Here is a 25,417-nt window from a genome sequence, read left to right as displayed (position 1 = left end):
CGTTGCACCTTGGCGCTCCGCACGCACTTGTTCGACCCAGCGACGCAGGGCGGTTCGGCCAATGCTGAGGTTGTCGCAGACTTCAGGGACCGATTGTCCCTCGTCCAGCACCATGGCCGCTGCTTTGAGTTTGAATTCGTTTTGCTCGCGAATGCTTTATCTCAAACACCAGATATCCTGTGGATGTACCGACCCCTTCGTGAGCAAGCTCACTCCCACAAGTCCCTGGCGCTTGACCCGCCCTTGATCTGCCTCTGATTTGCTTTTGATTTTCTACGCGGTAGTTCAAACACCGCAAAACGCGACTTGGGTGCAGGCCGAACGTAGACGACGCGCAGTGGGTCGAGCCGCATGGATGCGGCGAGAGCGCCGTCAGGACATGGATGTCCGTTCGGCGCGGGGCCACGGAGCGTCGTCGGAGTGAGGGAACCCCGAGGAACGAGGGGCCTAGCCAGGAGCAAGCACCCTTGGTTACTTGGGGTGCTTTTCCAAGTAACTCGCCGAAGGCGAAACACAAGGCCGTTAGGCCGTCCCATAACAACAGCCCACACAAATAACGGATATGCCGACGGTGTAAAGCTTCTAAACGCCCTGTTTTATTCACTCTTTACGCTTTCTTTATGCCTCCCGCCCCCCGTCGCCCTCGTTCCTTTACACCCCCACTGAGGACAATTGCCCCACACGGCAGTCGCCGTATGACGGAGAGTTTTTCATGAGCGTTCTGGATGGGGTGTCACTGCTGCTGGCAGCAGGGTTATTCGTTTACTTGCTGGTTGCGCTCCTGCGCGCCGGCCGGGTCGAGGAGTAACGGCCATGCACGGTTACGACTACCTGCTGATACTGGCGTTTTTCGCCCTGGTGCTGTTACCCGCGCCGCTGCTGGGACGGTTCTACTACAACGTCATGGAAGGGCAACGCACCTTCCTCACACCGGTGATGGGCCCGGTCGAACGCCTCTGTTATCGCCTGTCCGGCGTCGATCCCTCGATCGAACAAAACTGGAAAACCTACACCCTCGCTCTGCTGGCCTTTAACCTGGCCGGGTTCGTCGTGCTGTTCTCCATCCTGCTCATGCAAGGCTCCTTGCCGCTTAACCCTCAGGGTTTGCCGGGCATGGAGTGGTCGCTGGCGTTCAACACCGCGATGAGCTTCGTCACCAACACCAACTGGCAGAGCTACAGCGGCGAATCATCCCTGAGCTACCTCAGCCAGATGGCCGGCCTGACCGTGCAAAACTTCGTCAGCGCCGCCACCGGCATCGCCGTTCTGGTTGCCTTCTGCCGCGGCATCAGCCGTCGCTCGACGCAGCACCTTGGCAACTTCTGGGCTGACATGACCCGCGCCACCCTGTATGGCCTGCTGCCGCTGTGCCTGGTGCTGGCGCTGCTGCTGGTGTGGCAGGGCGTGCCGCAGACCTTCGCCCATTACGTGAACGCCGTCACCCTGCAAGGCACCGACCAGAGCATTCCCCTGGGCCCGGCTGCCAGCCAGATCGCGATCAAGCAACTGGGGACCAACGGCGGCGGCTTCTTCGGTGTGAACTCGGCGCATCCGTTCGAGAACCCGACCATCTGGAGCAACCTGTTCGAGCTGGTGTCAATCATCCTGATCCCGGTGGCGCTGGTGTTCACCTTCGGCCACTACGTCAAGGACATGCGCCAGAGCCGCGCGATCATCGCCTGCATGCTGGCGCTGTTTTTGATTGGCGGCGCCACGGCGATGTGGTCCGAGTACCAGCCTAACCCTGCGCTGAACATCGCGTCGGTGGAGCAGACCGCGCCGATGGAAGGCAAGGAAACCCGCTTCGGCACCACGGCCACCGTGCTTTGGGCCGCGACCACCACGGCGGCGTCTAACGGTTCGGTCAACGGCATGCACGACAGCCTCAACCCGCTCACCGGCATGATCGCCCTGGCCAACATGATGGTCGGTGAAGTGATCTTCGGCGGTGTCGGCGCAGGCCTCTACGGCATGTTGCTCAACGTCTTGATCGCAGTGTTCCTCGCCGGCCTGATGATCGGCCGCACCCCGGAATACCTGGGCAAGAAACTTCAGGCCCGTGAGGTCAAGTTGCTGGTGGCGACGTTGATCGTGATGCCGGTCGGCGTGCTGGTGTTCGGTGCGCTGGCGGCGTCGTTGCCAGGCCCTGGGGGTGCGATCAGCAACCCTGGCGCCCACGGTTTCAGTCAGTTGCTTTACACCTACACCTCGGCGACCGCCAACAACGGTTCGGCCTTCGGCGGCTTCAGCGCCAATACCCTGTTCCACAACCTGATGCTCAGCCTGTCGATGTTCATCGGCCGCTTCGGCTACATCCTGCCGGTGCTGGCGCTGGCCGGCAGTCTGGCGGCGAAGAAGACCTCGCCGCTGGGCCAGAACAGCTTCCCGACCCACGGCCCGCTGTTCGTCACTTTGCTGACCGTGACCATTCTGCTCGTGGGCGGCCTGACGTTCCTGCCGACGCTGGCACTGGGACCGATTGCCGAACACTTGAGCCTGGGCTTCTGAGGACCACACCATGAACATGCAAGCCCCCGTAACAAAGAGCTCGGACAGTAAAAGCGCGGCCGGCAAACCCGTTGCGGCGAGTCATGACGCACAGCCCGGCTCGAACGTTTCCGCCAAAACCGGCTTTGCCGCGCTGTGGCGACCGGCGCTGGTCCAGGCGTTCGTCAAGCTCGACCCGCGCCAGTTGCAACGTGCACCGGTGATGCTGGTGGTCGAACTGACCGCGATCCTGACCACGGTGCTGTGCCTGATCCCCGATCCGGCGGTGCCGACCTCCGTCGCCGTGCAGATCGCGGTGTGGCTATGGTTCACCGTGTTGTTCGCCAACTTCGCCGAAGCCTTGGCCGAAGGTCGCGGCAAGGCCCGCGCCGACAGCCTTAAAGCCGGCAGTGAAGGGCTGAAGGCTCGCAAGCGGAACGCCAGCGGCAGCTACGAGATGGTCAACGCCGCGACCCTGCGCAAGGGCGATGTAGTCCGCGTCGAAGCCGGCGAAATGATCCCCGGCGATGGCGAGGTGATCGAAGGGATTGCGGCGGTGAACGAGGCCGCGATCACCGGTGAGTCTGCGCCGGTGATCCGCGAGTCCGGCGGCGACCGCTCGGCCGTCACCGGCAACACCCGACTGGTGTCCGACTGGCTGCTGGTGCGCATCAGCGCCAACCCGGGCGAATCGACGCTGGATCGCATGATCGCCCTGGTCGAAGGCGCCAAGCGCCAGAAGACCCCCAACGAAGTGGCCTTGGACATTTTGCTGATCGGCCTGACGCTGATCTTCCTGCTGGTGGTCGTGACCTTGCAGCCGTTCGCGCATTTCGCCGGCGGTAACCTGCCGCTGGTGTTCCTCGTGGCGCTGCTGGTGACGCTGATTCCGACCACCATCGGCGGGCTGCTCTCGGCCATTGGCATTGCCGGCATGGACCGTCTGGTGCGGCTCAACGTGATCGCCAAATCCGGGCGAGCGGTGGAAGCGGCGGGTGACGTGCACGTGTTGCTGCTGGACAAGACCGGCACCATCACCTTCGGCAATCGTCGCTGCTCGGCGGTGTATGCCGCCCCCGGCGTGACGCCCAAAGAACTGAGCGAGGGCACGTTGCTGGCCTCGCTGGCCGATGACACGGCCGAAGGCAAGTCCATCGTCGAATACCTGCGCGGCCTGCAGCCGATGACCGAGCCTGCGCCGAGCCAACTGACGGCGGTGCCGTTCACGGCGGAAACCCGCTTGTCCGGCGTCGACTTCGAAGGCCGTGTGTATCGCAAGGGCGCGGTGGATTCGCTGCTCAAATTCCTCGGCCGTGACCGCAGTGACCTGCCGCCTGTACTGGCGCGGGAAATCGACAAGATCGCCAAGACCGGTGGTACGCCTCTGTTGGTGTGCGGCGACGGCAAACTGCTCGGCGCGATTCACCTGAAAGACGTGGTCAAGCCGGGCATTCGCGAGCGCTTCGAGGAGCTGCGCAAACTGGGCATTCGCACCGTCATGGTCACCGGGGATAACCCGCTGACGGCGGCGGCCATTGCGGCAGAGGCGGGCGTGGATGACGTGCTGGCCGAAGCCACTCCCGAGAAAAAACTGGAGCGCATCCGTCAGGAACAGAACGACGGCCGTCTGGTGGCGATGTGTGGCGACGGCGCTAACGACGCGCCCGCACTGGCCCAGGCCGACGTCGGCATGGCAATGAACGATGGCACTCAAGCAGCGCGGGAAGCGGCCAACATGGTCGATCTCGACAGCGACCCGACCAAGCTGCTGGACGTGGTGCAGATCGGCAAGGAATTGCTGGTGACTCGTGGCGCCCTGACGACCTTTTCCATCGCCAACGACGTGGCCAAGTATTTCGCCATCCTGCCGGCGCTGTTTGCGGCGATCTACCCGCAACTGGGCGTGCTCAACGTCATGCACCTGGCCAGCCCGCAGAGCGCGATCCTGTCCGCGATCGTCTTCAACGCGCTGATCATCGTCGTGCTGATTCCCCTGGCACTGCGCGGCGTGCGGGTACAGGCCGCCAGCGCGGCGCACCTGCTGCGCCGCAACCTGCTGGTGTACGGGCTGGGCGGGATTGTCGTGCCGTTCGTGGGCATCAAGGCGATCGACCTTCTGTTGACGGCTCTGCACCTGGTGTAACGCGTTGAACGCGCTGCGCGGTGACTGACCCCGCGCAGCGCCCACTTCGAAATGAGGAATAGATGATGTCCAGTGTATTGCGTCCGGCCGTGAGCCTGATCGTTCTGATGACCCTGATCACCGGCGTGGCTTACCCGCTGGTGGTCACCGGCGTCGCCCAGGTGGCGTTCCCGGATCAGGCCAACGGCAGCCTGGTCTATGACGACCATGAAAAGGTGCGCGGCTCGGAATTGATCGCGCAGAATTTTACCGGCGAAGAATGGTTTCATCCGCGGCCGTCTGCCGGGGCCTTTGCCACGGTGGCCAGCGGCGCGAGCAACCTGGCGCCGAGCAATCCGGCGCTGGCAACCCGGATAGGGGACGACGCCGCCAAGGAGAAAGTCGAGAATCAGGGCCCGGTGCCGCTGAACCTGCTGACCACCTCCGGCAGTGGTCTTGACCCGCACGTGTCGCCAGCCGCGGCGCAGTATCAGGTCGCCCGCGTCGCCGCGGCCCGCAACCTGCCGCGCGAGTCGGTGCAGAAGCTGGTGGCGGAAAGCACCCAGACCCCGCTGATCGGCCCGCCGGTGGTGAACGTGCTGGACTTGAATCTGGGTCTGGATCGGTTACCGTCTGGCAAAGTGGTGAACTGAGTCCGCTGGACAGTTTGGCTGGCGTTACTCGCGCCTACAATGCCGCCCGCCAAACGATCAACCGTCATCCAATGGATCAGGACAACCTTCGTGAATTCAACCACCCGCGCCGACGCTTTGCTGGTCAATCTTCCTCGTGACGATCGCGGGCGGCTGAAGGTTTTCCTTGGGGCAGCGCCCGGCGTCGGCAAGACCTACGCCATGCTGCAGGCGGCACACACGCAGATGCGCCAGGGCGTTTCGCTGCTGGCCGGCGTCGTCGAGACCCACGGCCGTGCCGAAACCGAAGCGCTGCTGGGTGGTTTGCCACAGCAACCCATGCTGCGTTCCGAGTACCGCGGGGTCGTGCTCGAAGAGATGGACCTGGACGGCCTGCTCGCGGCGAAACCCAAGCTGGTGCTGGTCGACGAACTGGCCCACTCCAATGCGCCCGGCAGCCGCCACGCCAAGCGCTGGCAAGACATTCAGGAGCTGCTGTCGGCGGGGATCGACGTTTACACCACGGTCAACGTTCAGCACCTGGAAAGCCTCAACGATCAGGTGCGCGGAATCACTGGCGTGCAAGTGCGCGAAACACTGCCTGACTGGGTCTTGCAGGAGGCTTACGAACTGGTGCTGATTGACCTGCCGCCTCGCGAGCTGCTGGAGCGGCTGCGCGACGGCAAGGTCTACGTGCCGGAGCAGGCGCGCGCGGCCATCGATGCGTTTTTCACCCAGACCAACCTCACCGCGCTGCGGGAAATGGCCATGCAGACCGCGGCCGCTCAGGTGGACAACGATCTGGCGCTGGGCTATCGGCAGTTGGGTCAGGCGGCGCCCGCCGTGCGCGGTCGTCTGTTGGTGGGGATCGATGGCGACGCGCAGGCCGAGCGTCTGGTGCGCCATGCCAGCCGCGTTGCGCAGCGTCGGCATCTGCCGTGGAGCCTGGTCCACGTTGACAACGGTCGTTTGTTTGATGAGTTGGCGCGCGCGCGGCTGCAGAGCGCCCAGCAACTGGCCGAGCGCCTTGGCGGTGAAGTGGTGGTCCTGCGCGCACCGGAAGTGGCGAAAACCCTGATCCAACACGCCACCGAACGCCGCGCCAGTCTGGTGTTGGTGGGGCAGTCACGGCCGTCGCTGCGGCGTCGGGTATTGGGCGGCGGCCTGGCGTCGCGTCTGTTGCGCAACGCCCACGGCCTGGAAATCAACGTACTCGACAGCGAGTCGCGCCCCGATCAGGCGCAATCCAGCTCGCCGCGCAAACTGGTCTGGTTCGATTACGCGCTGGCGCTGTTCGCCACGGTTGGCGCCAGTGCCCTGGCCTGGGCGGTGTCCAGCTGGCTGGCGCTGCCGAACATCTCCCTGGTGTTTCTCGCCGCCGTGTTGCTGGTGGCCGTGCGCAGCAGCGTCGGCCCGGCCATGGTCTGCTCGGTGCTGTCGTTTCTGGCCTATGATTTTCTGTTTATCCCGCCCAATTTCTCCCTGAGCATTCAGCGTGAAGAAGACGTGCTGACGCTGCTGTTCTTTCTGTTGATGGCGGCGCTGACCGGCAACCTCGCCGCGCGCCAACGTCGCCAGTTGCAAGCGCTGCGCGACACCCAGGAAGAGACCAGCGAACTGCTCGACCTGTCCCGCCGCCTGACCGCGGCCACCGATCGCCAGGCCGTACTCAGTGCGGCCGACCATCACCTGGCAGGTTGGGATGAGTTGCAGCTGTGCGTGCTGGACAATGAGCGCGAGCACGGCTGGAAGGTCGAGGTGGGCGGGCCGCTGGAGTTTTCCGAGTTTGAACGCGCGGCAGCGGATTGGGCCTGGCAGCATGGGCAACCGGCAGGCAAGGGAACCGGCACGCTGCCGTCAGGCAATTGGTGGTGGCTGCCGTTGTGGGTGGACGACGCGCCCCTGGCGTTGCTGGGTATTCGTGCGAAACAGGGCCAGACCTTCAGCCCCGAGCGCCGACGCCTGCTGACCGCGCTGAGTCAGCCGTTGGGGCAGGCCCTGGCGCGGGCACGACTGGCCGAAGACCTTGAGGCCGCACGTTTGCACGGCGAAACCGAACAGCTGCGCAGCGCTTTGCTGGCGTCGGTGTCCCATGACCTGCGCACGCCGCTGACCGCCATGCGCGGCAGTATCGACAGCCTGCTGGCGCTGGGCGAGGCGATCCCGCTCGAAGACCGTCGCGAGTTGCTTGAGGGCACCCGCGACGAGGCCGAGCGTCTGGACCGCTACATTCAGAACTTGCTGGACATGACGCGCCTTGGCCACGGCGCCCTCAAGCTGGCACGGGACTGGGTGTCGCCGGGCGACATCGTCGGCAGCGCGCTCAACCGACTGCGCGCGGTGCTTGCGCCGTTGCAGGTGATGACCCGGTTGTCGGCGCAATTGCCGCTGCTGTATGTGCACGCCGCGCTGATCGAGCAGGCGCTGATCAATGTGATCGAAAACGCCGCGCGCTTCTCGCCGGTCAACGGCCGTTTGCAGATGGCGGTGGATGTTCAGGACGAGGAAATCATTTTCGCCGTCAGCGATGAAGGCCCGGGCATCCCCGAAAGCGAGCGCGCAAAGATTTTCGACATGTTCTATACCGCTGCGCGTGGCGACCGAGGCGGGCAGGGCACAGGACTGGGTCTGGCGATTTGCCAGGGCATGGTCGGTGCCCATGGCGGCCGGATCAGCGTGGCCGATGGCATCGACGGTCGCGGCACCTGCATCAGCCTGCACCTGCCGCTGCAAACGCAGCCCGAAGCGGAAATAGACCCAACGGTCTGAACCCGCTTTGCGCTACGCTCACGCCTTCGCGTGACCGACCCTTTTTCTTCATGACAGGACACCCATGAGCCAGACGGCGACCATTCTGGTGATCGATGACGAGCCGCAGATCCGCAAGTTCCTGCGCATCAGCCTCGCGTCGCAAGGCTACAAGGTGCTGGAAGCCGGCACCGGAGACGACGGCCTGACTCAGGCGGCGCTCAACAAACCCGACCTGCTGGTGCTCGACCTGGGCCTGCCGGACATGGACGGCCAGGACGTGCTCAGCCAGTTCCGTGAGTGGTCGGCAGTGCCGGTGCTGGTGCTCTCGGTGCGTGCAAGCGAGGGCGAAAAGGTACGCGCGCTGGACGCGGGCGCCAACGATTACGTGACCAAGCCGTTCGGCATTCAGGAATTCCTGGCGCGCGTTCGTGCGCTGTTACGCCAGGCACCAGAGAGCGGTCAGGTGGAGTCGGCCGTGGCCATTGGCCCGCTGAACATCGACCTGGCGTACCGCCGGGTGTCGCTGGGCGATACCGAAGTCGCACTGACCCGCAAGGAATACGCCGTGCTCGCCCAAATGGCGCGCCATCCCGGGCGGGTCATCACCCAGCAGCAACTGCTCAAGGACGTCTGGGGGCCAACCCACGTCGAGGACACCCATTACCTGCGCATCGTGGTGGGTCACCTTCGCCAGAAACTGGGCGACGACCCTGCCGCGCCGCGGTACATCGTCACAGAGGCGGGGGTCGGGTATCGGTTGGTGGATGCGTGATGGATCGTGTTCCCTCCGACAGTCGCGTACCCCTGCAGGACTGGCGGTGAAACCAATTGTGGGACCGGCTTTAGCCGGGAAGGCGTCGGATGCCGCACCGCATCATTGATGGCGCTCACACTGGCCTCTTCCCGGCTGAAGCCGGTCCCACTAAATCGATCGCATGCATCCATCGGGACTGGCGGTGAACCCAACTCTGGGACTGGCTTTAGCCGGGTTGGCTGACCACGCGCATTTTGTGGGACCGGCTTTAGCCGGGAAGGCGTCGGATGCCGCGCCGCATAATTGATGGCGCCCACGCTGGCCTCTTCCCGGCTGAAGCCGGTCCCACTAAATGGATCGCATGCATCTATTGGGACTGGCGCTGACCTCGACTGTGGGACCGGCTTTAGCCGGGAAGGCGTCGGATGCCGCACCGCATCATTGATGGCGTCCACGCTGGCCTCTTCCCGGCTGAAGCCGGTCCCACTAAAAAGCATCGCGTGCATCCATCGGTACTGGCGCTGACCTCGACTGTGGGACCGGCTTTAGCCGGGAAGGCGTCGGATGCCGCACCGCATCATTGATGGCGCTCACGCTGGCCTCTTCCCGGCTGAAGCCGGTCCCACTAAAGCATCGCATGCATCCATTGGGACTGGCGGTGAAACCAATTGTGGGGCCGGCTTTAGCCGGGAAGGCTTCGGACGCCACACCGCATAATTGATAGCGTCCACGCTGGCCTCTTCCCGGCTGAAGCCGGTCCTACTCAGGTATTGCGTTCAGTCTGAAATTGGCTGTGAACTCGGATGTAGGACCGGCTTTAGCCGGGAAGGCGCCAGGTGTAACACCTTCAATGCTCCTGCTCATACCGATCCAATGTCTCGCGGGCAATCTGGCGGCCCAAGGCGATCAGCTCCGGGGCTTTGTAGAATTCGAAAAACCGGCACACGCGTTTGGGCACGTTGATCAGGATGTCGGGCGGGTAGCCGGCGATCTTGTATTGCGCGAGGGACGTCTGCATCACCTCGAAACTCTGGTTGATCAGGTCAAGCAGTGAGGCCGGGCCGACGTTGTCGATGATGATCGATCCGCTGGCCGACTTCGGTGCGCCTGACAGGGTGGGCGCGGCGGAGGGTTGTTGGTCCTGAGGGTCGGCCGATTCAGCCTCGGCCGTCAGCCACGGATTGCCCGGCAGCACGGCGGCGCTGGGCTTGAGCCTGTCCTCGGCCAGCCGCAGCGCGCCGTCGCCGGTCAGGTCGGGTTTGCGGCGGAATGGCAAGTGCGAGCCAATGGAACTCATCAGCCCGTCGATACGCTTCTTCACCGCTGGCGGACGTTCGATCACCGGCAATTGGTACTGCTTCTGGGTGGTCGAGTTAAGGTTGACCGCGACGATCAAATCGCAATGGCTCGACACCACCGGCACGATGGGCAAAGGGTTCAGCAGGCCGCCATCGACCAGGGTGCGATTGCCCTGAACAACCGGGGTGAACAGGCTGGGAATGGCCGCCGAGGCGCGCATCGCCGAATGCAGATTGCCCTCCTGGAACCAGATTTCCTGCTGATTGGTGAGGTCCGTGGCCACGGCGGTGTAGGGGATCGGCAGGTCCTCGATGTTGATCTCGCCGACGATGTCGCGGATCTTGCCGAACACCTTTTCACCGCGAATCGCCCCCAGCCGAAAGCTCACGTCCACCAGCCGCAACACGTCCAGGTAATCCAGGCTCTCGATCCAGGCCTTGTACTCCGGCAGCTTGCCCGCCGCATAGATCCCGCCGATCACGGCGCCCATGGAACAGCCGGCGATACAGGCGATGTCGTAGCCGCGGTGTTCCAGCTCTTCGATGACGCCGATGTGCGCATAGCCTCTTGCGCCTCCGGAGCCCAGGACCAGCGCGATGCGTTTATTCATGTGCGGTTTCCCACTGTCAGCGTTCGGGCGGCGCGCGAGGCGGCCGAGTCATCACACGCCAGCGTAACGCCAACGACCTAAAACGGGTATCGTGCGTGGCCACGGTGTGGCACTTTACATCCGCCGCGCCGTCAAAGCCGCATCGTCGATTTCCTTAGTTGAGGTAACACCCATGAAAGCCTGGATCTGCCTGCCCCTGTTGGCGTTGGTTCTCACCGGTTGCGCCGGCAAAACGGCCTACCGCGACAGCTGCGCCACCAACCTTGACGCGGCCTGGCACGAGCTCGATCTGGCCAAGGCCGAAGGCTTCGCCGGCACCGTCAGCTACTCCAAGGCCCTGTCACTGCTGACCGGTGCCAAAACCCAGCAACAGTTCGAAGCCTTCGAAGGTTGCTCCGAGAAGTCCGAGAAAGCCCGTTTCTACATCCGCGAGTCCCGCGCGGGTCGTTGATGTGCATTACCCTGCGCGGTGACTGACACCGCGCCGTCTCACGCCCAGCCCCCGCACTCGCCCCACACCCCCTCAATTCCCCAAACTGGCTCTGGCGAAAACGCCTACGCTGACCTTACAGTGGCCGCACGACTGGCATCGTTTGCAGTCCTATTAGCCATGAGCAGTCGCCTGGGGAGGCCTTCCAATGGGCAGAAAACTGGATGCGTGTCTCAACGCGATCAATGAAGTGGTGCTCGGCAAGGAGGCTCAGGTCAGGCTGGCAATGACCTGCCTGCTGGGCGGCGGGCACCTGCTGATCGAAGACTTGCCCGGCATGGGCAAAACCACCCTGAGCCACACCCTGGCGCGCGTGCTCGGCCTGAGCTTTCAACGCATTCAATTCACCTCCGACCTGCTGCCGGGCGACATCCTCGGCACGTCTGTCTTTGATCGCGACACCGGGCAATTCACCTTCCATCCCGGGCCGATCTTCGCCGAGCTGGTGCTGGCCGATGAAATAAACCGCGCCACGCCCAAGAGCCAGAGCGCGCTGCTGGAAGCCATGGAGGAAGGTCAGGTCACCATCGAGGGCGCAACCCGTCTATTGCCGGACCCGTTTTTCGTCATCGCCACCCAGAATCCGTTCAGCCAGGGCGGCACCTTTAGCTTGCCGGAGTCGCAGCTGGACCGCTTCCTCATGCGCCTTTCCCTGGGTTATCCCGCGCGGTCCGCGGAGAAAGCCCTGCTGCTAGGGGAGTCCCGTCGCGACCTGCTGCCGCGGATCGAGCCGTTGCTGGACCACGCCGAACTGGCGTCCCTTCAGCAACAGGCGCGGCAAGTGCGGGCCAGCGACGCGTTGGTGGATTACGTGCTGCGGCTGGTCGATGCCACGCGCAGCCAGCCGCAATTCGCCTACGGCCTATCGCCGCGGGCGAGCCTGGCGATTCTGTCGGCGGCCCGCGCCTGGGCGTTGCTCGCCGGACGCGATTACGTCATCCCGGAAGACGTACAGGCGATTCTGCCCGCCGTCATCGGTCACCGCCTGCGTGAGCGCACGGACCCGACCGGGCACGGCGGCGGGGCGTTGGTTCAAGGCTTGCTGCGCGAGGTGCCGGTGCTGTGATCGAACGTTTCAAACCGGTCTGGCAGCAATGGGTGGGGCGGCGGATCCCTCCGGCGTCGCGGGTCGAGCTGGATCACCGCCGAATCTTCATCCTGCCGACCCGGGTTGGCGGCACGTACGCGCTCATTCTGTTTTTGCTGCTGCTGGTTTCCATTAACTACCAGAACAGCCTGGCCTATGGCCTGACCTTCCTGATGCTGTCAGTGGGCGTGCTTGCCATTCTGCACACCTACCGCAACCTCAGCGGGCTGATCCTCAGCGGCGGCCAGGCGCGCTCGGTGTTCGTCGGCGAACCGGTGCAGCTGCGCCTGCGCCTGGAAAGCGTCGGCCATGGGCACCAGGCGATCGCCCTGGGCTGGGACAGCGGGCAACTGGAGCAGACCGACGTCGAGGCTGAACGCCTGGTGGAACTGGGCCTGTGTTTGCCGGCGCTCAAACGCGGCTGGCTACGGGCACCGCGCTTGCGTGTGGAGAGCGTCTTCCCGCTGGGCATTTTCCGCGCCTGGAGCTGGCTGGACCTCGAACAAATCGTGCTGATCTACCCGCAACCGCTCGCTGGGACGATGCCGCTGTTGCGTGGCGCACAGCCCCACGCCGAAGACGACGGGCACGCGACGACGGGGCCGGGGGTTGATGATTATCAAGGCCTGCGCCTGTGGCAGGCGGGTGACTCGATGCGGCGCATGCACTGGAAAGCCTGGTCCCGCGGGCAGGGGCTGATGGTCAAGGAGTTCAGTGATCTCAGCGGCCACGACCTGTGCCTGGACTTCATGGCGCTGGGCGGGGACATCGAAGAGCGGCTGTCGCGCCTGTGCTATTGGGTGCTGGAATTGTCCCAGCGTCAGCAGCCTTTCGCGTTGCGCCTGCCGGGCTTCATCTCCGCCGTCGACAGCGGCGACGCCCACCGCGAAGCCTGTTTGCGCCAACTGGCGCTGTACGGGGTGCGCGCATGATGGGGCAAGCCATGGGCCGAATCGCGCGATGACGTCCACCAGTCTCGCCCGGCCGATCCCGCGGGTCAGCCTCAACTGGCTGCTGATCGCCCAGGCGCTGGTGATTGTTCCGTTTGCCTTGCACGTGCCAGTGGCGTTGATCGTGCTGTGGCTGGCCTGCTCATTCTGGCGCATTCAAATCTTTCGCATGCGCGTGCCCATCCCCGGGACCTGGATCAAGTCGGGGTTACTGGTCGGCACCGCCGGGGGCATCTACCTGGCGCGCGGCAGTTTGATCGGGCTGGATGCGGGGGCGGCGTTGCTCATCGCGGCGTTCATTCTAAAGATGCTGGAGATGCAGACCCGACGCGATGCGCTGGTGCTGATCTTTCTCGGCTTCTTCTGTATCGCGGTGGGGTATCTGTTCGAGGACTCGCTGCTCTGGGGCCTGTTTACCCTGCTACCAATCACCACACTGCTGGCGTCGTTGATCGGCCTTCAGCAGTCCGGCATTTCCAGCAAGCCGGCATCGACACTGAGACTGTCGGCCAAACTGCTGTTGCAAGCCGTGCCGCTGATGCTTTTGCTGTTCCTGTTTTTCCCGCGCCTGGACCCCCTGTGGTCGTTGCCGCAACCGAGCAACAAGGCGCTGACCGGACTCTCCGACAGCATGGCGCCCGGGGACATCGCCGAGCTGAGCAAGTCCGCCGAGCTGGTCTTTCGCGCCAGTTTTGACGGCCCGTTGCCGCCACGCCATCAGTTGTACTGGCGCGCGTTGACGCTGGAGCAATTCGACGGCCGACGCTGGTCGCAATCCTCGCGGGCGCAAGTGCCGGACGCGCCGGTGTGGAGCCGTGAAGGCGAGCGGATCAATTACAGCGTGGTGCTGGAGCCGACCGGCAAGCCATGGCTGATGACCCTCGACGTGGGGCAGACCGATCTGGCCGGCGTGCGCCAGATGAGCGATTTCCGCTGGCAGCGGCGGCGGCCGATCGAGCAATCGATGCTGTACAGCGTCGAGTCATGGCCCGACGCCGTGCGCGAGACTGTGCTCAGCGACGGGGCGCGGTTACAGGCCCTGCAGCTGCCCGCCAAAGGCAATCCCCAGGTGCGCGAATGGGTGGCGGACCTGCACCGGCGCCACCCTGACACCGACGGGATGGTGGACGCGCTGCTGTCATATTTCACCTCACAGCCGTTCCGCTACACCCTTAAGCCCCCCACGCTGGGCGCCAACAGCATTGACGACTTCCTGTTCGGCAGCCGCGCGGGATTTTGCGTGCATTACGCCGGTGCGATGACCTTTGCGTTGCGGGCGGCTGGCGTGCCGGCGCGGGTCGTCGCCGGTTATCAGGGGGGTGAGGTGAACCCGGACGGCAATTACCTCACCGTGCGTCAGTTTGATGCACACGCGTGGGTCGAATACTGGCAGGCGGGCGTGGGCTGGCGCAGCGTCGACCCAACTGCCGCCGTGGCGCCGGCGCGGGTCGAGCAGGGCCTTGAGCAGGCGTTGGCGGCGGATGAAGAGTTCTTGGGCGATTCGCCGATGTCGGTGTTGCGCTATCGGCACCTGGCGTGGGTGAACTCGATCCGCATGAGCTGGGACAACCTCAATTACGGCTGGCAGCGCTGGGTGCTGGGCTATCAGGGGCAACAGCAGCTGCAAGTGCTGGGCCGTTGGTTTTCCGGTTTTCAGGCGCCGGTATTCGCGGGCGGCGCCGCGATTATTCTGGGGCTGCTGGCGTTGTGGCTGTTCAAGCCTTGGCGGCGCGAAAGCGATTCACAACTGCGCCTGTTCAAGCAATTCGAACGTCTGCTCATGCGACAGGGTCTTAAACGGCAGCCGGGTGAGGGCGCCCAGGCCTTCGCCCAACGGGCGGCCGAGCAATTGCCGGCGCAGGCGCAAGCGATCGGGGATTTTGTCCGTGAGTTCGAGGCCCAGCGTTACGCCGGGGCAACCGGCTCTGTGGGGTTACTGCGTCAGCGTTTGAAGGCCCTGCGCCGCAGCCTGCCGTGGCGCTTGTCCGCCGTGAGAGATAAACAGCCGTAAATCATTAGCCAGGGAGTGTTTCATGTCAGCGATGGTCGATCATCTGGTCGCCGAGATTATCGGCCTTAACGTTAAACTGCTGGCCTGCCACGCGCGGCTAGAGGCCTCCACCGACAGCGAAGCGCTGCACGATTTGCGCACCACGGTCAGGCGTCTGCGCAGTGTGCTGCGGCCCCTGCGCGGTTTGCCGGGGCTGGATCAGGTAGAAGCGGCGGCGAAGGAGGTCGGTGCCCTGACCACGCCATTGCGCGACATGCAGGTGCTGGCGGCGTTTCTCGACGAGCAGGGCCTGACCCAGGCGGCAAGCAAGCGCGAGCAGTACCTGAAAGCAGCGTGCCCGAGGGTGGCGAGCTCAGCGGAGCTCAATCGGCTGTTCGGTGTGCTGGATCAATTGCCGGCCCTGCTGCGCACTCAAGCGCGCCATGGCCTGCTCGACTCGCTGCGCCAGCGCATTGAAAAACGTCTGGACAAACAGTGGAAGCAACTGCGCAAGGCCATGGGCGACCCGGCCCACGACCGCCATCGCCTGCGCCTGCTGATCAAGCGCGTGCGTTACGCCGCCGAGGCCTACCCGAAACTCAGTCACCAGCCCAAGAACATGCAGCGCCGCCTGAAAGCAGCCCAAGGTGCGCTGGGCGACTGGCACGATCATCTGCAATGGCTGGAGCAGGCGCGGCACCAGGCGGACCTGGCGCCCTGCGTGGCCGGGTGGGAATTGGGCATTCGCCGCGCCGAAGAAGAGTCCGACAAGGTTCTGGAGCGTTTGTACCAGGCTTGCTTCGGGCGGCATTCTTAACGCCGAGCACCATTCGTCCGCAGGATTGGCGGTTTTACGCCCTGTCCTGCGCTGCGTGCCTCGCTAACATTCGGGCCTACCGCCTGCCACTTCTGGAACGCGCATGACCTTCTCCGAGCTGCTCGACGCCGTCCGCACCCATCCCGAATCCGTCAGCATCCCTGCGTCCTGGGCCCAGGGACGTGCCTGTTTCGGCGGATTGATGGCCGCGCTGTTGTTCGAAGCGATGCGCGCCAAGGTGTCGAAAGACCGGCCAGTTCGTTCGCTGGCGATCTGTTTCGTCGCCCCGCCGGCCATCGATACCCCGATTGCGTTCGAGGTCGAGATCCTGCGCGAGGGCAAGGCCGTCAGCCAAGTGCTGGGCCGGGCGGTGCAGAACGGCGAAGTGATGACGCTGATACAGGGCAGCTTCGGCGCACCCCGCGAGTCGATGATTGCAGTGGCCGCCGCGCCTGCGCCGGTATTCAAGCCGGTGGAAGCGATTGAGCCGTTCCCCTTCGTTTCAGGGGTGATGCCTGAATACCTTCGCTACATCGACCTGCGCTGGGCGCTGGGCGGGCTGCCGTTTTCCAACACGCCGTCGCCGGCGATTGGCGGCTATGCGCGTCTGCGCGATGTAGAGGAGGAGCCGCTGACCGAAGCGCATCTGCTGGCGCTGGTCGACACCTGGCCGCCCGCCGTATTGCCGCACCTGAACAGGCCGGCGCCGGGAAGCTCGTTGACGTGGACGATTGAGTTCGTGCAGCCGTTGCCCGCGCTGACGACCCATGACTGGACTCAGTACCGAGCCGTGATCGAGCACGCCCGCGATGGGTACGGTCATACCGCCGCGGCATTGTGGACACCAAAAGGGGAGTTGGTAGCGATCAGCCGCCAGACGGTGACCGTCTTTGGCTAAGTCTTGGGCTAAGAGGGAGGGCAGTAAAAAGGGTTTGCGTGAGCGGGTATCGCGCAGGCACGAACGCTAAGCCTGTGCTCGGAAGAATTGTTACCGTGCAACTCGAAAACCCAAGGCCTTATTGGCCTCGGGCTTTTATTGCCTGCGCCGCTACCAGACCGAGCACGCCAATGGCTGCTGACGTGAGGCTGCTGTTCAGCGCGCCGTCCAGCAGCAACAGGCCGGAGACAATGGACAGCGGGAACGCCAGTGACGACAGCACGGCGTTTGCCGGCAGGCCTGACTTGCGCGACGGGTTGAAGAACTCGCCGATGTGAAGGTCCGTGATGAACTTGGGCATGATGCTCCCCTCTCAAAAAGCGTAAACAAGAAGTGTTTTCGATAGAGGTGAGAATAGGCCCGGAGGTTCACTTCAGCGAATCGAGGTTTGCTATCAGCCTGATAGGCGGCACGCTGCTTCTATGTCTCCCGGGAGAATGGCTCCACCACGGGCAGCGAAAAGAACGACCGCGCGCAATCGGTGGTGTGGGTCGCCACATCAGCCGGGCTTTCGCCCCGGTGCAACGCCACTTCGCGCAGCACCTCCGGCAAGTAGGCCGGCTCGTTGCGCCCGTTTTTGGGTTTGGGCCGTAGGGTGCGAGGCAGCAGGTACGGCGCGTCGCTTTCCAGCATTAACCGGCCACGGGGAATTTCCCTGACCAGCGGATGCAGGTGCGTGCCCCGGCGCTCGTCGCAGATCCAGCCGGTGATGCCGATGTGCAGGTCGAGGTCCAGGTAGTTGAACAGCGCGCGCTTTTCCCCGGTGAAGCAATGCACCACCGCCGCCGGAAGCTGATCACGATAATCCCGAAGGATGGCGAGCAGACGCTCGTCGGCGTCGCGTTCATGCAGAAACACCGGCAGTTGCAGCTCGACGGCAAGCGCCAGGTGCGCCTCCAGCACCTTCTCCTGCTGCGGACGAGGGGAGAAGTCGCGATTGAAATCCAGCCCGCATTCGCCCACCGCGCAGACCGTCTTTTCGCGTAACAGCGCCTTGAGCCGGCTTTCGGTTTCGCCGGTCCACGCGCTTGCCGAGTGCGGATGAATGCCGGCGGTGCTGAACAGGCGCTCGGCGCTTTCGTCGAGCCGACGCGACAATTGCAGTGCGCTTTCGCTGCCCTCGACGTCGGTGCCGGTGAGGATCAACTGACCGACGCCGGCGGAGTACGCCCGCTCCACCACCTCGCGTTCGCGGGCGGCGAAGCTTGGGTTGGTCAAGTTGACGCCAATGTCTATTAGTTGCATGGTGCTACCTCAGGCCAGAGGCCGAGAAGAATACCAGAGCGATTGAAGCGATAAAAAACAAGCAGGCTCAAATGCTTGGAATAAACATAACCCTGTGACTGACCCTTGCTGACGCACGCTGCAATATGCGCTGCGAGCCGTTCAGCTGTCCGGCACAGACTTCAAGCCCGTTTTTTTCGGCCTTTCATCGGAGCGTCAATGATCCGAGCCTCGCTGTTTTCCCTGATGTGCGTCATGGCCGTGCCCAGCCACGCCTCGCCGCGTCCCGCCGGCCCGCCCGTGGTGATCAAAAAGAGCCAGGTTCGCGACTTGCCGGCGATCCGCAGCGGCAAAGTGCTGCGGGTGTTGGTCAATCAGAGCCGCAACAGTTCCGCCCAGGTCCAGGGCGAGCCGGTTGGCGTCGAATGCCGTCGATTGCAGGCGTTCGAAACCTACCTCAACAGCCATGCCCGCGACGGCCAGAAAATCTCCCTCAAGCTCATTCCCAAGGCCAAGGACCAACTGCTCGCCGCGCTGCAGCGCGGCGAGGGCGACATTGTCGCGCCGGGCGAACTGCTCGACGCCAGCGCCGCCCGCTATGTCGACGCCACTGAACCGGTGGCCAGCCAGGTGCCCCTGGTGGTGGTCGGCGTCAAGGGTGAGCGCGGGCTCAAGCATCCCGAACAGCTCTCCGGCCGCACGCTGATGTTGACCAGCGGCAGCGCCGCCGATGAAGCCATCCTGCAACTCAATCAGAACCTGGCCCTGCGCAAACTGCCGCCGGTGAAGATCGAATGGGTCGATCCGAGCCTGGCCGTAGAAGATGTGCTGGAAATGGTTCAGGCCGGCGTTTACCACCAGACCGTGGTCGAGCAGCCGATTGCCGAGCGTTGGGCCAAAGTGATGCCCAAACTGCGGATTGACCGGGCTGCTGCCTTGAGCGATCCGGGCGACATGAACTGGTTCGTGCGCAAGGACGCCGTGGTGTTGCGCGGCGCCGTCGACCGCTTCCTGCAGACCTACGAGCCGCCGCGCAATCAGGACGCCGCCTTCCAGAGCGCTTACAAGGACCGTTACCAGATCCACTATCCGCTGGCACGCGAGGACCGCCAGCGCCTGGAAAAACTGCGGCCCACGTTGCAGCTGCATGCCGACAGGCAAAAGATGGACTGGCTGGACCTCGCCGCGGTGGCCTTCAAGGAATCGGCGCTTAACCCGGTCGCCAAAGGTGGCAGCGGCGCCACCGGCCTGCTCCAGATCACACCCTCGGCCGCGCAGCGCGTGGGCGTTGATGATATTCATGACCTCGACGGCAACGTACAGGCGGCCAGCAAATACCTGGCGCTGTTGCGGCGCAAGTTCTTCGCCAGCCCGAAAATCAATGAGCGCGAGCGCATGGCCTTCACCCTGGCGGCCTACAACCTCGCCCGGAGCGCGTGCAGGCCATGCGCGCGGAAGCCAGGCGACAGGGGCTCAACCCGAACCAGTGGTTTTTTCAGGTCGAGCGCGTGGCAATGGAGCAGGGCGGCAAGAACGTCGTGAGCTACGTCAACAGCGTCAATAAGTACTTCCTGGCGTTTGACCAGGCGCGGGGTTCCCTTGAGCGTCCCGAGGCTCGCTGATACATCTACATATTGGATAGGTATGGCGAGTATTTTGCCATTTTCTAATTTATATAACCGATTATGATGGCGCCATTCTCCACTCAGACGGAATTAAGCGCCATGAACACAACACTCAAATCGATCTTCAACACCCACGCGGGTTACGGCATCACCGGCCTGCGGATTCTCATCGGCATCATCCTCATGGCCCACGGTAGCCAGAAACTGTTCGGCCTGTTCGGCGGCTATGGTCTGGAAGGCACCGGCCAGTACATGGCCAGCCTCGGCCTGAACCCTGGCTACCTCATGGCCCTGATGTCCGGCAGTGCGGAATTCTTCGGCGGCCTCGCGCTGTTTCTCGGCTTGCTGGCCCGGCCTGCAGCGCTGGTGGTGATCATAATGTTGGTCGTGGCGATTCTTTCCGTGCACATCCACAACGGCTTGTTCATGGCCAATAACGGTTATGAGTTCGGCCTGGCACTGATCGCCGGTGCGGTTGCGGTGCTGTTCGAAGGCGCTGGCCGCCTGTCCCTCGACCGGCTGATCGCACGTCGTTAACCCACGCCAAAAAAAAATCCCGGCCTCTCAAGACGCCGGGATTTTTTTGCGTCGCGTTTTCGGGCCCGCGACCGGCCCGCCGATTGACAATGCCCACGGCGCTTCTCTAGGATGCCGTTCATGCGCCGATTTAAACAGCTACTTGCGGGGCGCCGGGTGACGGTCATTCGTCATCGAAATTCCGCTAAAGCGCTGGTTCGGTGTTGCCTCTCACCGCTGCCCAGCGGATCAATGAGGCAGAGAAAACGACACTATGAGCCGTCATTCCGACCCGCGTCCCCTCGTTCGTCTGGCCCCCATCGCCAGCCAGTTCAATCGTCGTAATCCGCAAATCCTCCTGGGCGGTGCCCATCAGCCCACGCTGCTGCGCTACCTCGACGGCTGGCCGCGTCGCCAAGGCGGGCCCCACGCCTTTCTCATCCAGTTCATCGAATCCGACGACGCCCTCGAGCGCTTCAGCAACGACCAGTTCGACCTGGGGGTGATTCAGGCGCCGACGGCCGAGCGCGCGGACGCGGTGATTCACCAACTGGTCCGCGTCGCTCGGCAGGGCTTGATCACGCGTTGCTGAGCGCCCGCCGTTTGGGTTGCAGCGGCTGAGCGGGATGGCGCAGGGCGAAACGCGCCCGCACACCGTTAGCGTGACGGCAATGGCTGACCAGTGCACTGCGCAGGGTCCAGTCGGTGTTGATGATGTAAAAATTCTGGATGAAGCTGGTCTCGTCAGCGGACGCAAACCACTGGTCAATCTTCAGGCTCAAGTCACTCGGGGCGTGCAGCGGCAGTGAATACTTGGCGCACTGGATGGCGGTCAGGCTTAACTCGGGTTTGTACTCCACCGCTACTTCGTTGACGAACGCCTTCAGGGTGTTGGTGTTGAACAGGTTTTCGCCCGGCCACCGCTGTTTGACCCCTTGCCACAGCAACGCCTCCGCGGCGCTTCGGTTGTAGGCTATGACGACATTCTTGCCCGGATGATCGCGCCAGATGTCTTCCAGCGCCAGCGTGCCCAGGTGACGAGGCAGAGCCCTCGGCCCGAGGGTGTTTATCAGCAGATCCTGAAACTCCCGATGGGTTGATTCGGAGAAATCCTTGAACTGGTGAACGTCCAGAATGACCATCTCTCTGGCGGGCGAGCCGATCCGCTCCAGTTCTTCAAAGAACGCCTGCACGCACGCCAGAATGTCCCCGGCGACGGTGCGCCCCGATGAGGTCAGGTGAAACAGCTGAAACCGGCGCGGGTCGCCTTTTTCATATTTGGCAAAAAACGCCACGCGCAGGTCCAGTGCCCGCACCCCTTGGCGCAATTGCTCCACTGGCGCGACGTCCTGGGCCTTTTCCTGAGGGATGCCTACGTTGGGGGAAAGCTTGTCGCTGCCGGCGTTGTGGGTGCCGGGCAGGATGAGTTGGTCGATGCGCAGCCGGCCGATGTCGGGCGTCTGTGCCATCCAGTCCAGATGAGGCGGGCGAGATAGTGCGGGTGCGTGAAGAGGCATGATGTCATTCCTTGACGTCTGATGAAGCTCCGGGGTGGAGCGGCCTGAGCGATGCGTCGCTCGAATCTTTCCGAGGAGTCTGGCCGTCGCCTCGCCTGGGTCAACCCGATGTGTTGTGGCGAGTGTTTCTGGATGTGAGCGTCAGGCGGGTGCTACCGGGATCAGCGGCTCACCGGACATATCTTAGGGCGTAATTGCCCATCGTTGCCGAGTGGCTGCTCATTTGACTTTGAGCACCACACGGCCGCGCACCGGGTGTTCGTCGAGGTGGTTGTGCGCTTTGCCGAACTGCTCGAACGGCCAGGTGCGGTGGATGTCCGGTTTGAGTAGACCCTTGGCGGTCAGCGCGTTGATCGCTTCCAGTGCGCGGTGCAACGCGGGGCCATTCTGCTCGATGCCCAGCTCCGGCTTGCCGGTGAAGTTTTCCAGGCAGTGCACGTGAAACCGCATGTTCTTGCGGAACGCTTGCAGGGCCGGGAAAGGCGTTCTGTTGCCGCCGCGCAGGCCATACAGCACCAGACTGCCGCGCGGGGCCAGCACATCACCCAGCATCGACATCTGCATGCCGCCCAGACCGTCGAACACCGCTTCGATGCCGTGGCCCTGGGTCAGGGAATCAATGCGCAGGCAGATGTCGTCTTCGTCGGTGACAATCACCCTATCGGCACCGTTCGCCAGCAGGTACTCACGGTCTTCACTGTGGGCGGTCGCGGCAATGACGCGCAGGCCCAGCGCCTTGCCCAATTGCACGAAGGCAATCCCGGGGCTGTACGTGGCGTCGGTGATCAGCACGGTCTGGCCGGGCTGCACGTTGGCCAGGTCGACGAACGCAAAATAAGCCAGCAGCATCGGCGTGTAGTGAACGCTGGCTTCCACCGGCGTCAGTGTTTCCGGGTAGCGGGTCAGGGCGTTGCGCGGCACCATCACGTGGTCGCCGCACACCGGGTACTGGTTGGCGCTCACGGCTTTAAAGCTCGCGACCCTGTCGCCCACCTTCAAGTCGGTCACACCTGCGCCCACGGCTTCAACGATGCCGGCCATTTCGCTGCCCAGGCCCGCGGGCAATTGTACGGGCGCCAATGACAGGTTTTGCCGCCACAACACGTCGTCCCAGCTGATGCCGATGGCTTGGGCACGAACCAGCACCTCCTGTGCGCCGGGGGACCGGTCAGGCTGCTCCTCGCAACTGAGCACATCGGCTTTGCCGAAGCGATGGAATTTGATGGCGCGTGACATTTTTAACCTCGATGCATGTCGTTGAGTGTTGCAACAACTGTATCGAGGGCAGCCAAGGGGCACTATTTCTCTCGGTCGATACCCGACATCTGCGCTATCAATTCGCGTTGCGGACAAGATCAACAGGGCGAGTCGCGGCGCAGGCTGCGGACTCACTGCGGCTCAATCAGGCAAGTGCCGCACACGTGCGCTATTTGCCCCAGGCGCGCAGCGCGTGTTCGACAAACTGCCGGACCTTGGGCAGGCGATAGCGGTCCTGGGGGTACATCAGCCACAGCGTGCGGCTGGGCGGCTGGTACTCCTGCAGCAGCGGGACAAGTCTTCCGCTGGCCAGGTCCTCGCTGATCAGTACGTCCGGGAGCATCGACACGCCCATGCCGGCAAGGACGGCCTGACGCAGCGCCGGCGTGCTGTTGACGTTCATCGAGCCCGACACCGGGACCTCTACCACGCCGTCGGGACCGGTCAGGCGCCACAGTTTTTCGGAGGCGCGCCAGTCGTCACCCGCCGGATAGGCGAACGCCAGACAGTCGTGTCCACGCAGGTCGTCGGCGGACTTGGGCGTGCCCCGGCGTTTCAGGTACGCGGGCGCGGCGCAGATGGTCAGGGTGTAATCGTGCAGCGGCCGGGCAATCAAAGCCGATGATTCCGGCGTGCCAAGGCGGATGGCGGCGTCGAATCCGTGCTCGATCAGGTCCATGATCTGGTTGCTGAGCACGACTTCCACCTTGATGCCCGGGTAGCGCTGGACGAAGTCGCTGAGCATCGGCGACAGGCGCTCCGCGCCAAAGGCCGGCGGGGCGGTGACGCGCAATGTGCCGCTGGGTTCGGTCTGCGCCTGTTCGGCCATGCGTTCGGAGTCGTTGACCAGCCCGAGCACTTCGACGCAGCGCCGGTAATACTCCAGGCCAAACTCCGTGAGGTTTTGCCGCCGCGTGGTGCGCTGCAACAGGCTCACGCCGAGCCGTCGTTCCAACGCCTTGAGGTGATTGCCGACCATCGTCGTCGAGATTTCGCACTGACGCGCGGCGGCGGTCATGCTGCCGCCTTCCACCACCTTGACGAAGACTGTCATCGCCAGAAACACGTCCATTATCAAGCCCTGCTTTAAAGTCACTGAAGGATGACGCTCTTTATACATCAGAAGCGGCTAACGATACTGGCCATCACTCACCCGTGATGGAGCCACTGACATGACCGCTGCCTGCCTGATGAACACCTACAAACCGATGCCCTTGAGCTTCATCCGTGGCGAAGGCGCGCAGCTGTGGGACGACAGCGGCCGTCAATACCTGGATGCCGTCGCGGGGGTCGCTGTGACCAACGTTGGGCACAGCCATCCGCAGATTGTCGCGGCGATCAGCGAACAGGCCGGGATGCTCTTGCACACGTCCAACCATTACCGCATCGACTGGCAGCAGAAACTGGCGCAGCGGCTGACCCAGCTGTCGGGGCTGGAGCAGGTGTTCTTTAATAATTCAGGTGCCGAGGCCAACGAAACCGCGCTCAAACTCGCGCGTTTGTATGGCTGGGCCAAAGGCATCGAGCATCCGCTGGTGATGGTGATGGACAACGCCTTTCACGGCCGCACCCTCGGCACCTTGTCCGCCAGCGACAACGGCGCAGCGCGTCTGGGTTACCAGCCCATGTCCGGGGCGTTCGTGAAGGTGGCATTTGGCGACATGGCTGCGGTTGAACGGGCGACACGCGTCTACGGCGAGCGCATTGTCGCGGTGCTGGTCGAGCCGATTCAGGGGGAGGGTGGCGTCGCGTTGCCGCCACCGGGGTATCTGAAAGCACTGCGCGGCCATTGCACGCGCAACGGCTGGCTGATGATGCTCGACGAGATCCAGACCGGCATCGGCCGGACCGGACGCTGGTTTGCCTTTGAGCATGAAGGGATCTCGCCCGATGTCATGACCCTGGCAAAAGCGCTGGGCAACGGGATTCCCATCGGCGCGTGCCTGGCAACGACGGCGGTGGCCCGGCTGTTCACGCCGGGCAGCCACGGCAGTACATTCGGCGGCAACCCGCTGGCGTGCCGGGTCGGTTGCACGGTGCTGGCCATCGTCGAGGGGCAGGGTCTTTTGCACAATGCTGCCATTCAGGGCGAGCGGCTGCTGGCGGGGCTGCGGGCAGCGCTGGCCGGGCACCCTGATGTGGTGCAGGTGCGCGGGATGGGGCTTATGATCGGCATCGAGCTGACGCGCCCGATTCGGGATTTGTGCCTGGTGGCGGCGCAGGAATACGGGGTGCTGATCAACGTGACGCGCGGGCAGACGATCCGGCTGCTGCCGCCATTGATGATTGACGAGGCGGATGTGGACAGAATCGTGGCGGGGGTGGCGGGGGCGCTGGCTGGTTGATCCCGCG

22 protein-coding genes and 1 pseudogene are annotated in these 25,417 nt (G+C 63.7%); 16 read left to right on the top strand and 7 right to left on the bottom strand.

The genetic code is table 11. The annotated features are described in order from the left end of the window. Positions 1-153, bottom strand: a 153-nt coding sequence (locus tag VF672_RS12945; RefSeq protein ID WP_331104984.1) for a transposase, incomplete at its 3' end; no start/stop codon positions are given. 559 nt (positions 154-712) lie between these two features. Here VF672_RS12945 and kdpF point away from each other — a divergent pair. The 6 genes from kdpF to VF672_RS12915 all read left to right on the top strand — a co-directional run bounded on the left by kdpF (position 713) and on the right by VF672_RS12915 (position 8,764). Further along, positions 713-808 carry a K(+)-transporting ATPase subunit F gene (gene kdpF / locus VF672_RS12940; RefSeq protein ID WP_037009437.1) on the top strand — a complete coding sequence of 32 codons (96 nt, stop codon included), beginning with the start codon at positions 713-715 and terminating at the stop codon, positions 806-808. 5 nt (positions 809-813) lie between these two features. Further along, on the top strand, positions 814-2,508 hold the full coding sequence (gene kdpA / locus VF672_RS12935) for a potassium-transporting ATPase subunit KdpA (protein ID WP_331104982.1): 1,695 nt from the start codon (positions 814-816) through the stop codon (positions 2,506-2,508). A gap of 10 nt (positions 2,509-2,518) precedes the next feature. Next, positions 2,519-4,630 (top strand): potassium-transporting ATPase subunit KdpB, encoded by a 2,112-nt coding sequence (gene kdpB, locus VF672_RS12930; protein ID WP_331104981.1) that lies wholly within the window; start codon positions 2,519-2,521, stop codon positions 4,628-4,630. 65 nt (positions 4,631-4,695) lie between these two features. Beyond that, on the top strand, positions 4,696-5,262 hold the full coding sequence (gene kdpC / locus VF672_RS12925; protein WP_331104980.1) for a potassium-transporting ATPase subunit KdpC: 567 nt from the start codon (positions 4,696-4,698) through the stop codon (positions 5,260-5,262). Positions 5,263-5,352: 90 nt separating this feature from the next. Next, on the top strand, positions 5,353-8,010 hold the full coding sequence (locus tag VF672_RS12920; protein WP_331104979.1) for a sensor histidine kinase KdpD: 2,658 nt from the start codon (positions 5,353-5,355) through the stop codon (positions 8,008-8,010). Positions 8,011-8,074: 64 nt separating this feature from the next. Next, entirely contained in the window at positions 8,075-8,764 is a 690-nt protein-coding gene (locus VF672_RS12915; RefSeq protein ID WP_331104978.1) for a response regulator, read from the top strand. 829 nt (positions 8,765-9,593) lie between these two features. Here the strand turns inward: VF672_RS12915 and VF672_RS12910 are convergent. Beyond that, positions 9,594-10,655: a patatin-like phospholipase family protein gene (locus tag VF672_RS12910; RefSeq protein WP_331104977.1), complete on the bottom strand. Its 1,062-nt coding sequence runs from the start codon at positions 10,653-10,655 to the stop codon at positions 9,594-9,596. Between the two features lie 172 nt (positions 10,656-10,827). Between VF672_RS12910 and VF672_RS12905 the strand changes: the two genes are divergently transcribed. The 6 genes from VF672_RS12905 to VF672_RS12880 all read left to right on the top strand — a co-directional run bounded on the left by VF672_RS12905 (position 10,828) and on the right by VF672_RS12880 (position 16,887). Then, complete coding sequence (locus VF672_RS12905) at positions 10,828-11,106, top strand: hypothetical protein (RefSeq protein WP_331104976.1); 279 nt, start codon at positions 10,828-10,830, stop codon at positions 11,104-11,106. A gap of 187 nt (positions 11,107-11,293) precedes the next feature. After that, the gene (locus VF672_RS12900; RefSeq protein ID WP_331104975.1) at positions 11,294-12,211 is read left to right on the top strand and encodes a MoxR family ATPase; all 918 of its coding nucleotides are present in this window, start codon (positions 11,294-11,296) and stop codon (positions 12,209-12,211) included. Beyond that, positions 12,208-13,164, top strand: coding sequence for a DUF58 domain-containing protein (locus VF672_RS12895; RefSeq protein ID WP_331104974.1), 957 nt, complete (start codon positions 12,208-12,210; stop codon positions 13,162-13,164). The genes VF672_RS12900 and VF672_RS12895 overlap by 4 nt, the downstream gene beginning before the upstream one ends. Before the next feature lie 28 nt (positions 13,165-13,192). Beyond that, positions 13,193-15,193, top strand: coding sequence for a DUF3488 and DUF4129 domain-containing transglutaminase family protein (locus VF672_RS12890; RefSeq protein ID WP_331104973.1), 2,001 nt, complete (start codon positions 13,193-13,195; stop codon positions 15,191-15,193). Positions 15,194-15,224: 31 nt separating this feature from the next. Further along, positions 15,225-15,989: a CHAD domain-containing protein gene (locus tag VF672_RS12885; RefSeq protein ID WP_331104983.1), complete on the top strand. Its 765-nt coding sequence runs from the start codon at positions 15,225-15,227 to the stop codon at positions 15,987-15,989. A 103-nt stretch (positions 15,990-16,092) separates the two neighbouring features. Beyond that, positions 16,093-16,887: a thioesterase family protein gene (locus VF672_RS12880; protein ID WP_331104972.1), complete on the top strand. Its 795-nt coding sequence runs from the start codon at positions 16,093-16,095 to the stop codon at positions 16,885-16,887. A gap of 118 nt (positions 16,888-17,005) precedes the next feature. Here VF672_RS12880 and VF672_RS12875 read toward each other — a convergent pair whose 3' ends face one another. Then, positions 17,006-17,227, bottom strand: a complete 222-nt coding sequence (locus VF672_RS12875) for a hypothetical protein (RefSeq protein WP_331104971.1) — start codon at positions 17,225-17,227, stop codon at positions 17,006-17,008. A gap of 119 nt (positions 17,228-17,346) precedes the next feature. Next, positions 17,347-18,171: a TatD family hydrolase gene (locus tag VF672_RS12870; RefSeq protein ID WP_331104970.1), complete on the bottom strand. Its 825-nt coding sequence runs from the start codon at positions 18,169-18,171 to the stop codon at positions 17,347-17,349. Positions 18,172-18,369: 198 nt separating this feature from the next. Here VF672_RS12870 and VF672_RS12865 point away from each other — a divergent pair. From VF672_RS12865 to VF672_RS12855, 3 genes and pseudogenes are all read left to right on the top strand, one after another. Next, a pseudogene (locus tag VF672_RS12865) lies at positions 18,370-19,772 on the top strand (transglycosylase SLT domain-containing protein). A 102-nt stretch (positions 19,773-19,874) separates the two neighbouring features. Continuing rightward, positions 19,875-20,312, top strand: coding sequence for a DoxX family protein (locus VF672_RS12860; protein ID WP_331104969.1), 438 nt, complete (start codon positions 19,875-19,877; stop codon positions 20,310-20,312). 253 nt (positions 20,313-20,565) lie between these two features. Beyond that, on the top strand, positions 20,566-20,883 hold the full coding sequence (locus tag VF672_RS12855) for a class I SAM-dependent methyltransferase (RefSeq protein ID WP_331104968.1): 318 nt from the start codon (positions 20,566-20,568) through the stop codon (positions 20,881-20,883). Here VF672_RS12855 and VF672_RS12850 read toward each other — a convergent pair. From VF672_RS12850 to VF672_RS12840, 3 genes are all read right to left on the bottom strand, one after another. Then, positions 20,870-21,808, bottom strand: a complete 939-nt coding sequence (locus VF672_RS12850; protein ID WP_331104967.1) for a hypothetical protein — start codon at positions 21,806-21,808, stop codon at positions 20,870-20,872. The two genes, VF672_RS12855 and VF672_RS12850, sit on opposite strands and share 14 nt — an antisense overlap. Positions 21,809-22,027: 219 nt before the next feature. Beyond that, positions 22,028-23,044, bottom strand: coding sequence for a zinc-dependent alcohol dehydrogenase family protein (locus tag VF672_RS12845; RefSeq protein ID WP_331104966.1), 1,017 nt, complete (start codon positions 23,042-23,044; stop codon positions 22,028-22,030). Positions 23,045-23,234: 190 nt separating this feature from the next. Then, a complete protein-coding gene (locus tag VF672_RS12840) occupies positions 23,235-24,137 on the bottom strand; it encodes a LysR family transcriptional regulator (protein WP_331104965.1) in 903 nt (300 codons plus the stop codon). A 100-nt stretch (positions 24,138-24,237) separates the two neighbouring features. Between VF672_RS12840 and VF672_RS12835 the strand changes: the two genes are divergently transcribed. Next, positions 24,238-25,410, top strand: a complete 1,173-nt coding sequence (locus VF672_RS12835) for an aspartate aminotransferase family protein (RefSeq protein ID WP_331104964.1) — start codon at positions 24,238-24,240, stop codon at positions 25,408-25,410. Positions 25,411-25,417 lie beyond the last annotated feature (7 nt).

This window comes from Pseudomonas sp. (assembly GCF_036387035.1).
GTDB lineage: Bacteria > Pseudomonadota > Gammaproteobacteria > Pseudomonadales > Pseudomonadaceae > Aquipseudomonas.
The sequence above is the reverse complement of the archived record's forward strand: the minus strand, read 5'-3'. Positions and strand labels throughout refer to the sequence as shown.

Bases quoted from the DNA above. Each gene is read 5' to 3' on its own strand.
- kdpF (WP_037009437.1), top strand. From the start codon at position 713: ATGAGCGTTCTGGATGGGGTGTCACTGCTGCTGGCAGCAGGGTTATTC.
- kdpA (WP_331104982.1), top strand. From the start codon at position 814: ATGCACGGTTACGACTACCTGCTGATACTGGCGTTTTTCGCCCTGGTG.
- kdpB (WP_331104981.1), top strand. From the start codon at position 2,519: ATGAACATGCAAGCCCCCGTAACAAAGAGCTCGGACAGTAAAAGCGCG.
- kdpC (WP_331104980.1), top strand. From the start codon at position 4,696: ATGTCCAGTGTATTGCGTCCGGCCGTGAGCCTGATCGTTCTGATGACC.
- VF672_RS12915 (WP_331104978.1), top strand. From the start codon at position 8,075: ATGAGCCAGACGGCGACCATTCTGGTGATCGATGACGAGCCGCAGATC.
- VF672_RS12910 (WP_331104977.1), bottom strand. From the start codon at position 10,655: ATGAATAAACGCATCGCGCTGGTCCTGGGCTCCGGAGGCGCAAGAGGC.
- VF672_RS12905 (WP_331104976.1), top strand. From the start codon at position 10,828: ATGAAAGCCTGGATCTGCCTGCCCCTGTTGGCGTTGGTTCTCACCGGT.
- VF672_RS12900 (WP_331104975.1), top strand. From the start codon at position 11,294: ATGGGCAGAAAACTGGATGCGTGTCTCAACGCGATCAATGAAGTGGTG.
- VF672_RS12890 (WP_331104973.1), top strand. From the start codon at position 13,193: ATGACGTCCACCAGTCTCGCCCGGCCGATCCCGCGGGTCAGCCTCAAC.
- VF672_RS12885 (WP_331104983.1), top strand. From the start codon at position 15,225: ATGGTCGATCATCTGGTCGCCGAGATTATCGGCCTTAACGTTAAACTG.
- VF672_RS12880 (WP_331104972.1), top strand. From the start codon at position 16,093: ATGACCTTCTCCGAGCTGCTCGACGCCGTCCGCACCCATCCCGAATCC.
- VF672_RS12875 (WP_331104971.1), bottom strand. From the start codon at position 17,227: ATGCCCAAGTTCATCACGGACCTTCACATCGGCGAGTTCTTCAACCCG.
- VF672_RS12870 (WP_331104970.1), bottom strand. From the start codon at position 18,171: ATGCAACTAATAGACATTGGCGTCAACTTGACCAACCCAAGCTTCGCC.
- VF672_RS12860 (WP_331104969.1), top strand. From the start codon at position 19,875: ATGAACACAACACTCAAATCGATCTTCAACACCCACGCGGGTTACGGC.
- VF672_RS12855 (WP_331104968.1), top strand. From the start codon at position 20,566: ATGAGCCGTCATTCCGACCCGCGTCCCCTCGTTCGTCTGGCCCCCATC.
- VF672_RS12850 (WP_331104967.1), bottom strand. From the start codon at position 21,808: ATGCCTCTTCACGCACCCGCACTATCTCGCCCGCCTCATCTGGACTGG.
- VF672_RS12845 (WP_331104966.1), bottom strand. From the start codon at position 23,044: ATGTCACGCGCCATCAAATTCCATCGCTTCGGCAAAGCCGATGTGCTC.
- VF672_RS12840 (WP_331104965.1), bottom strand. From the start codon at position 24,137: ATGGACGTGTTTCTGGCGATGACAGTCTTCGTCAAGGTGGTGGAAGGC.
- VF672_RS12835 (WP_331104964.1), top strand. From the start codon at position 24,238: ATGACCGCTGCCTGCCTGATGAACACCTACAAACCGATGCCCTTGAGC.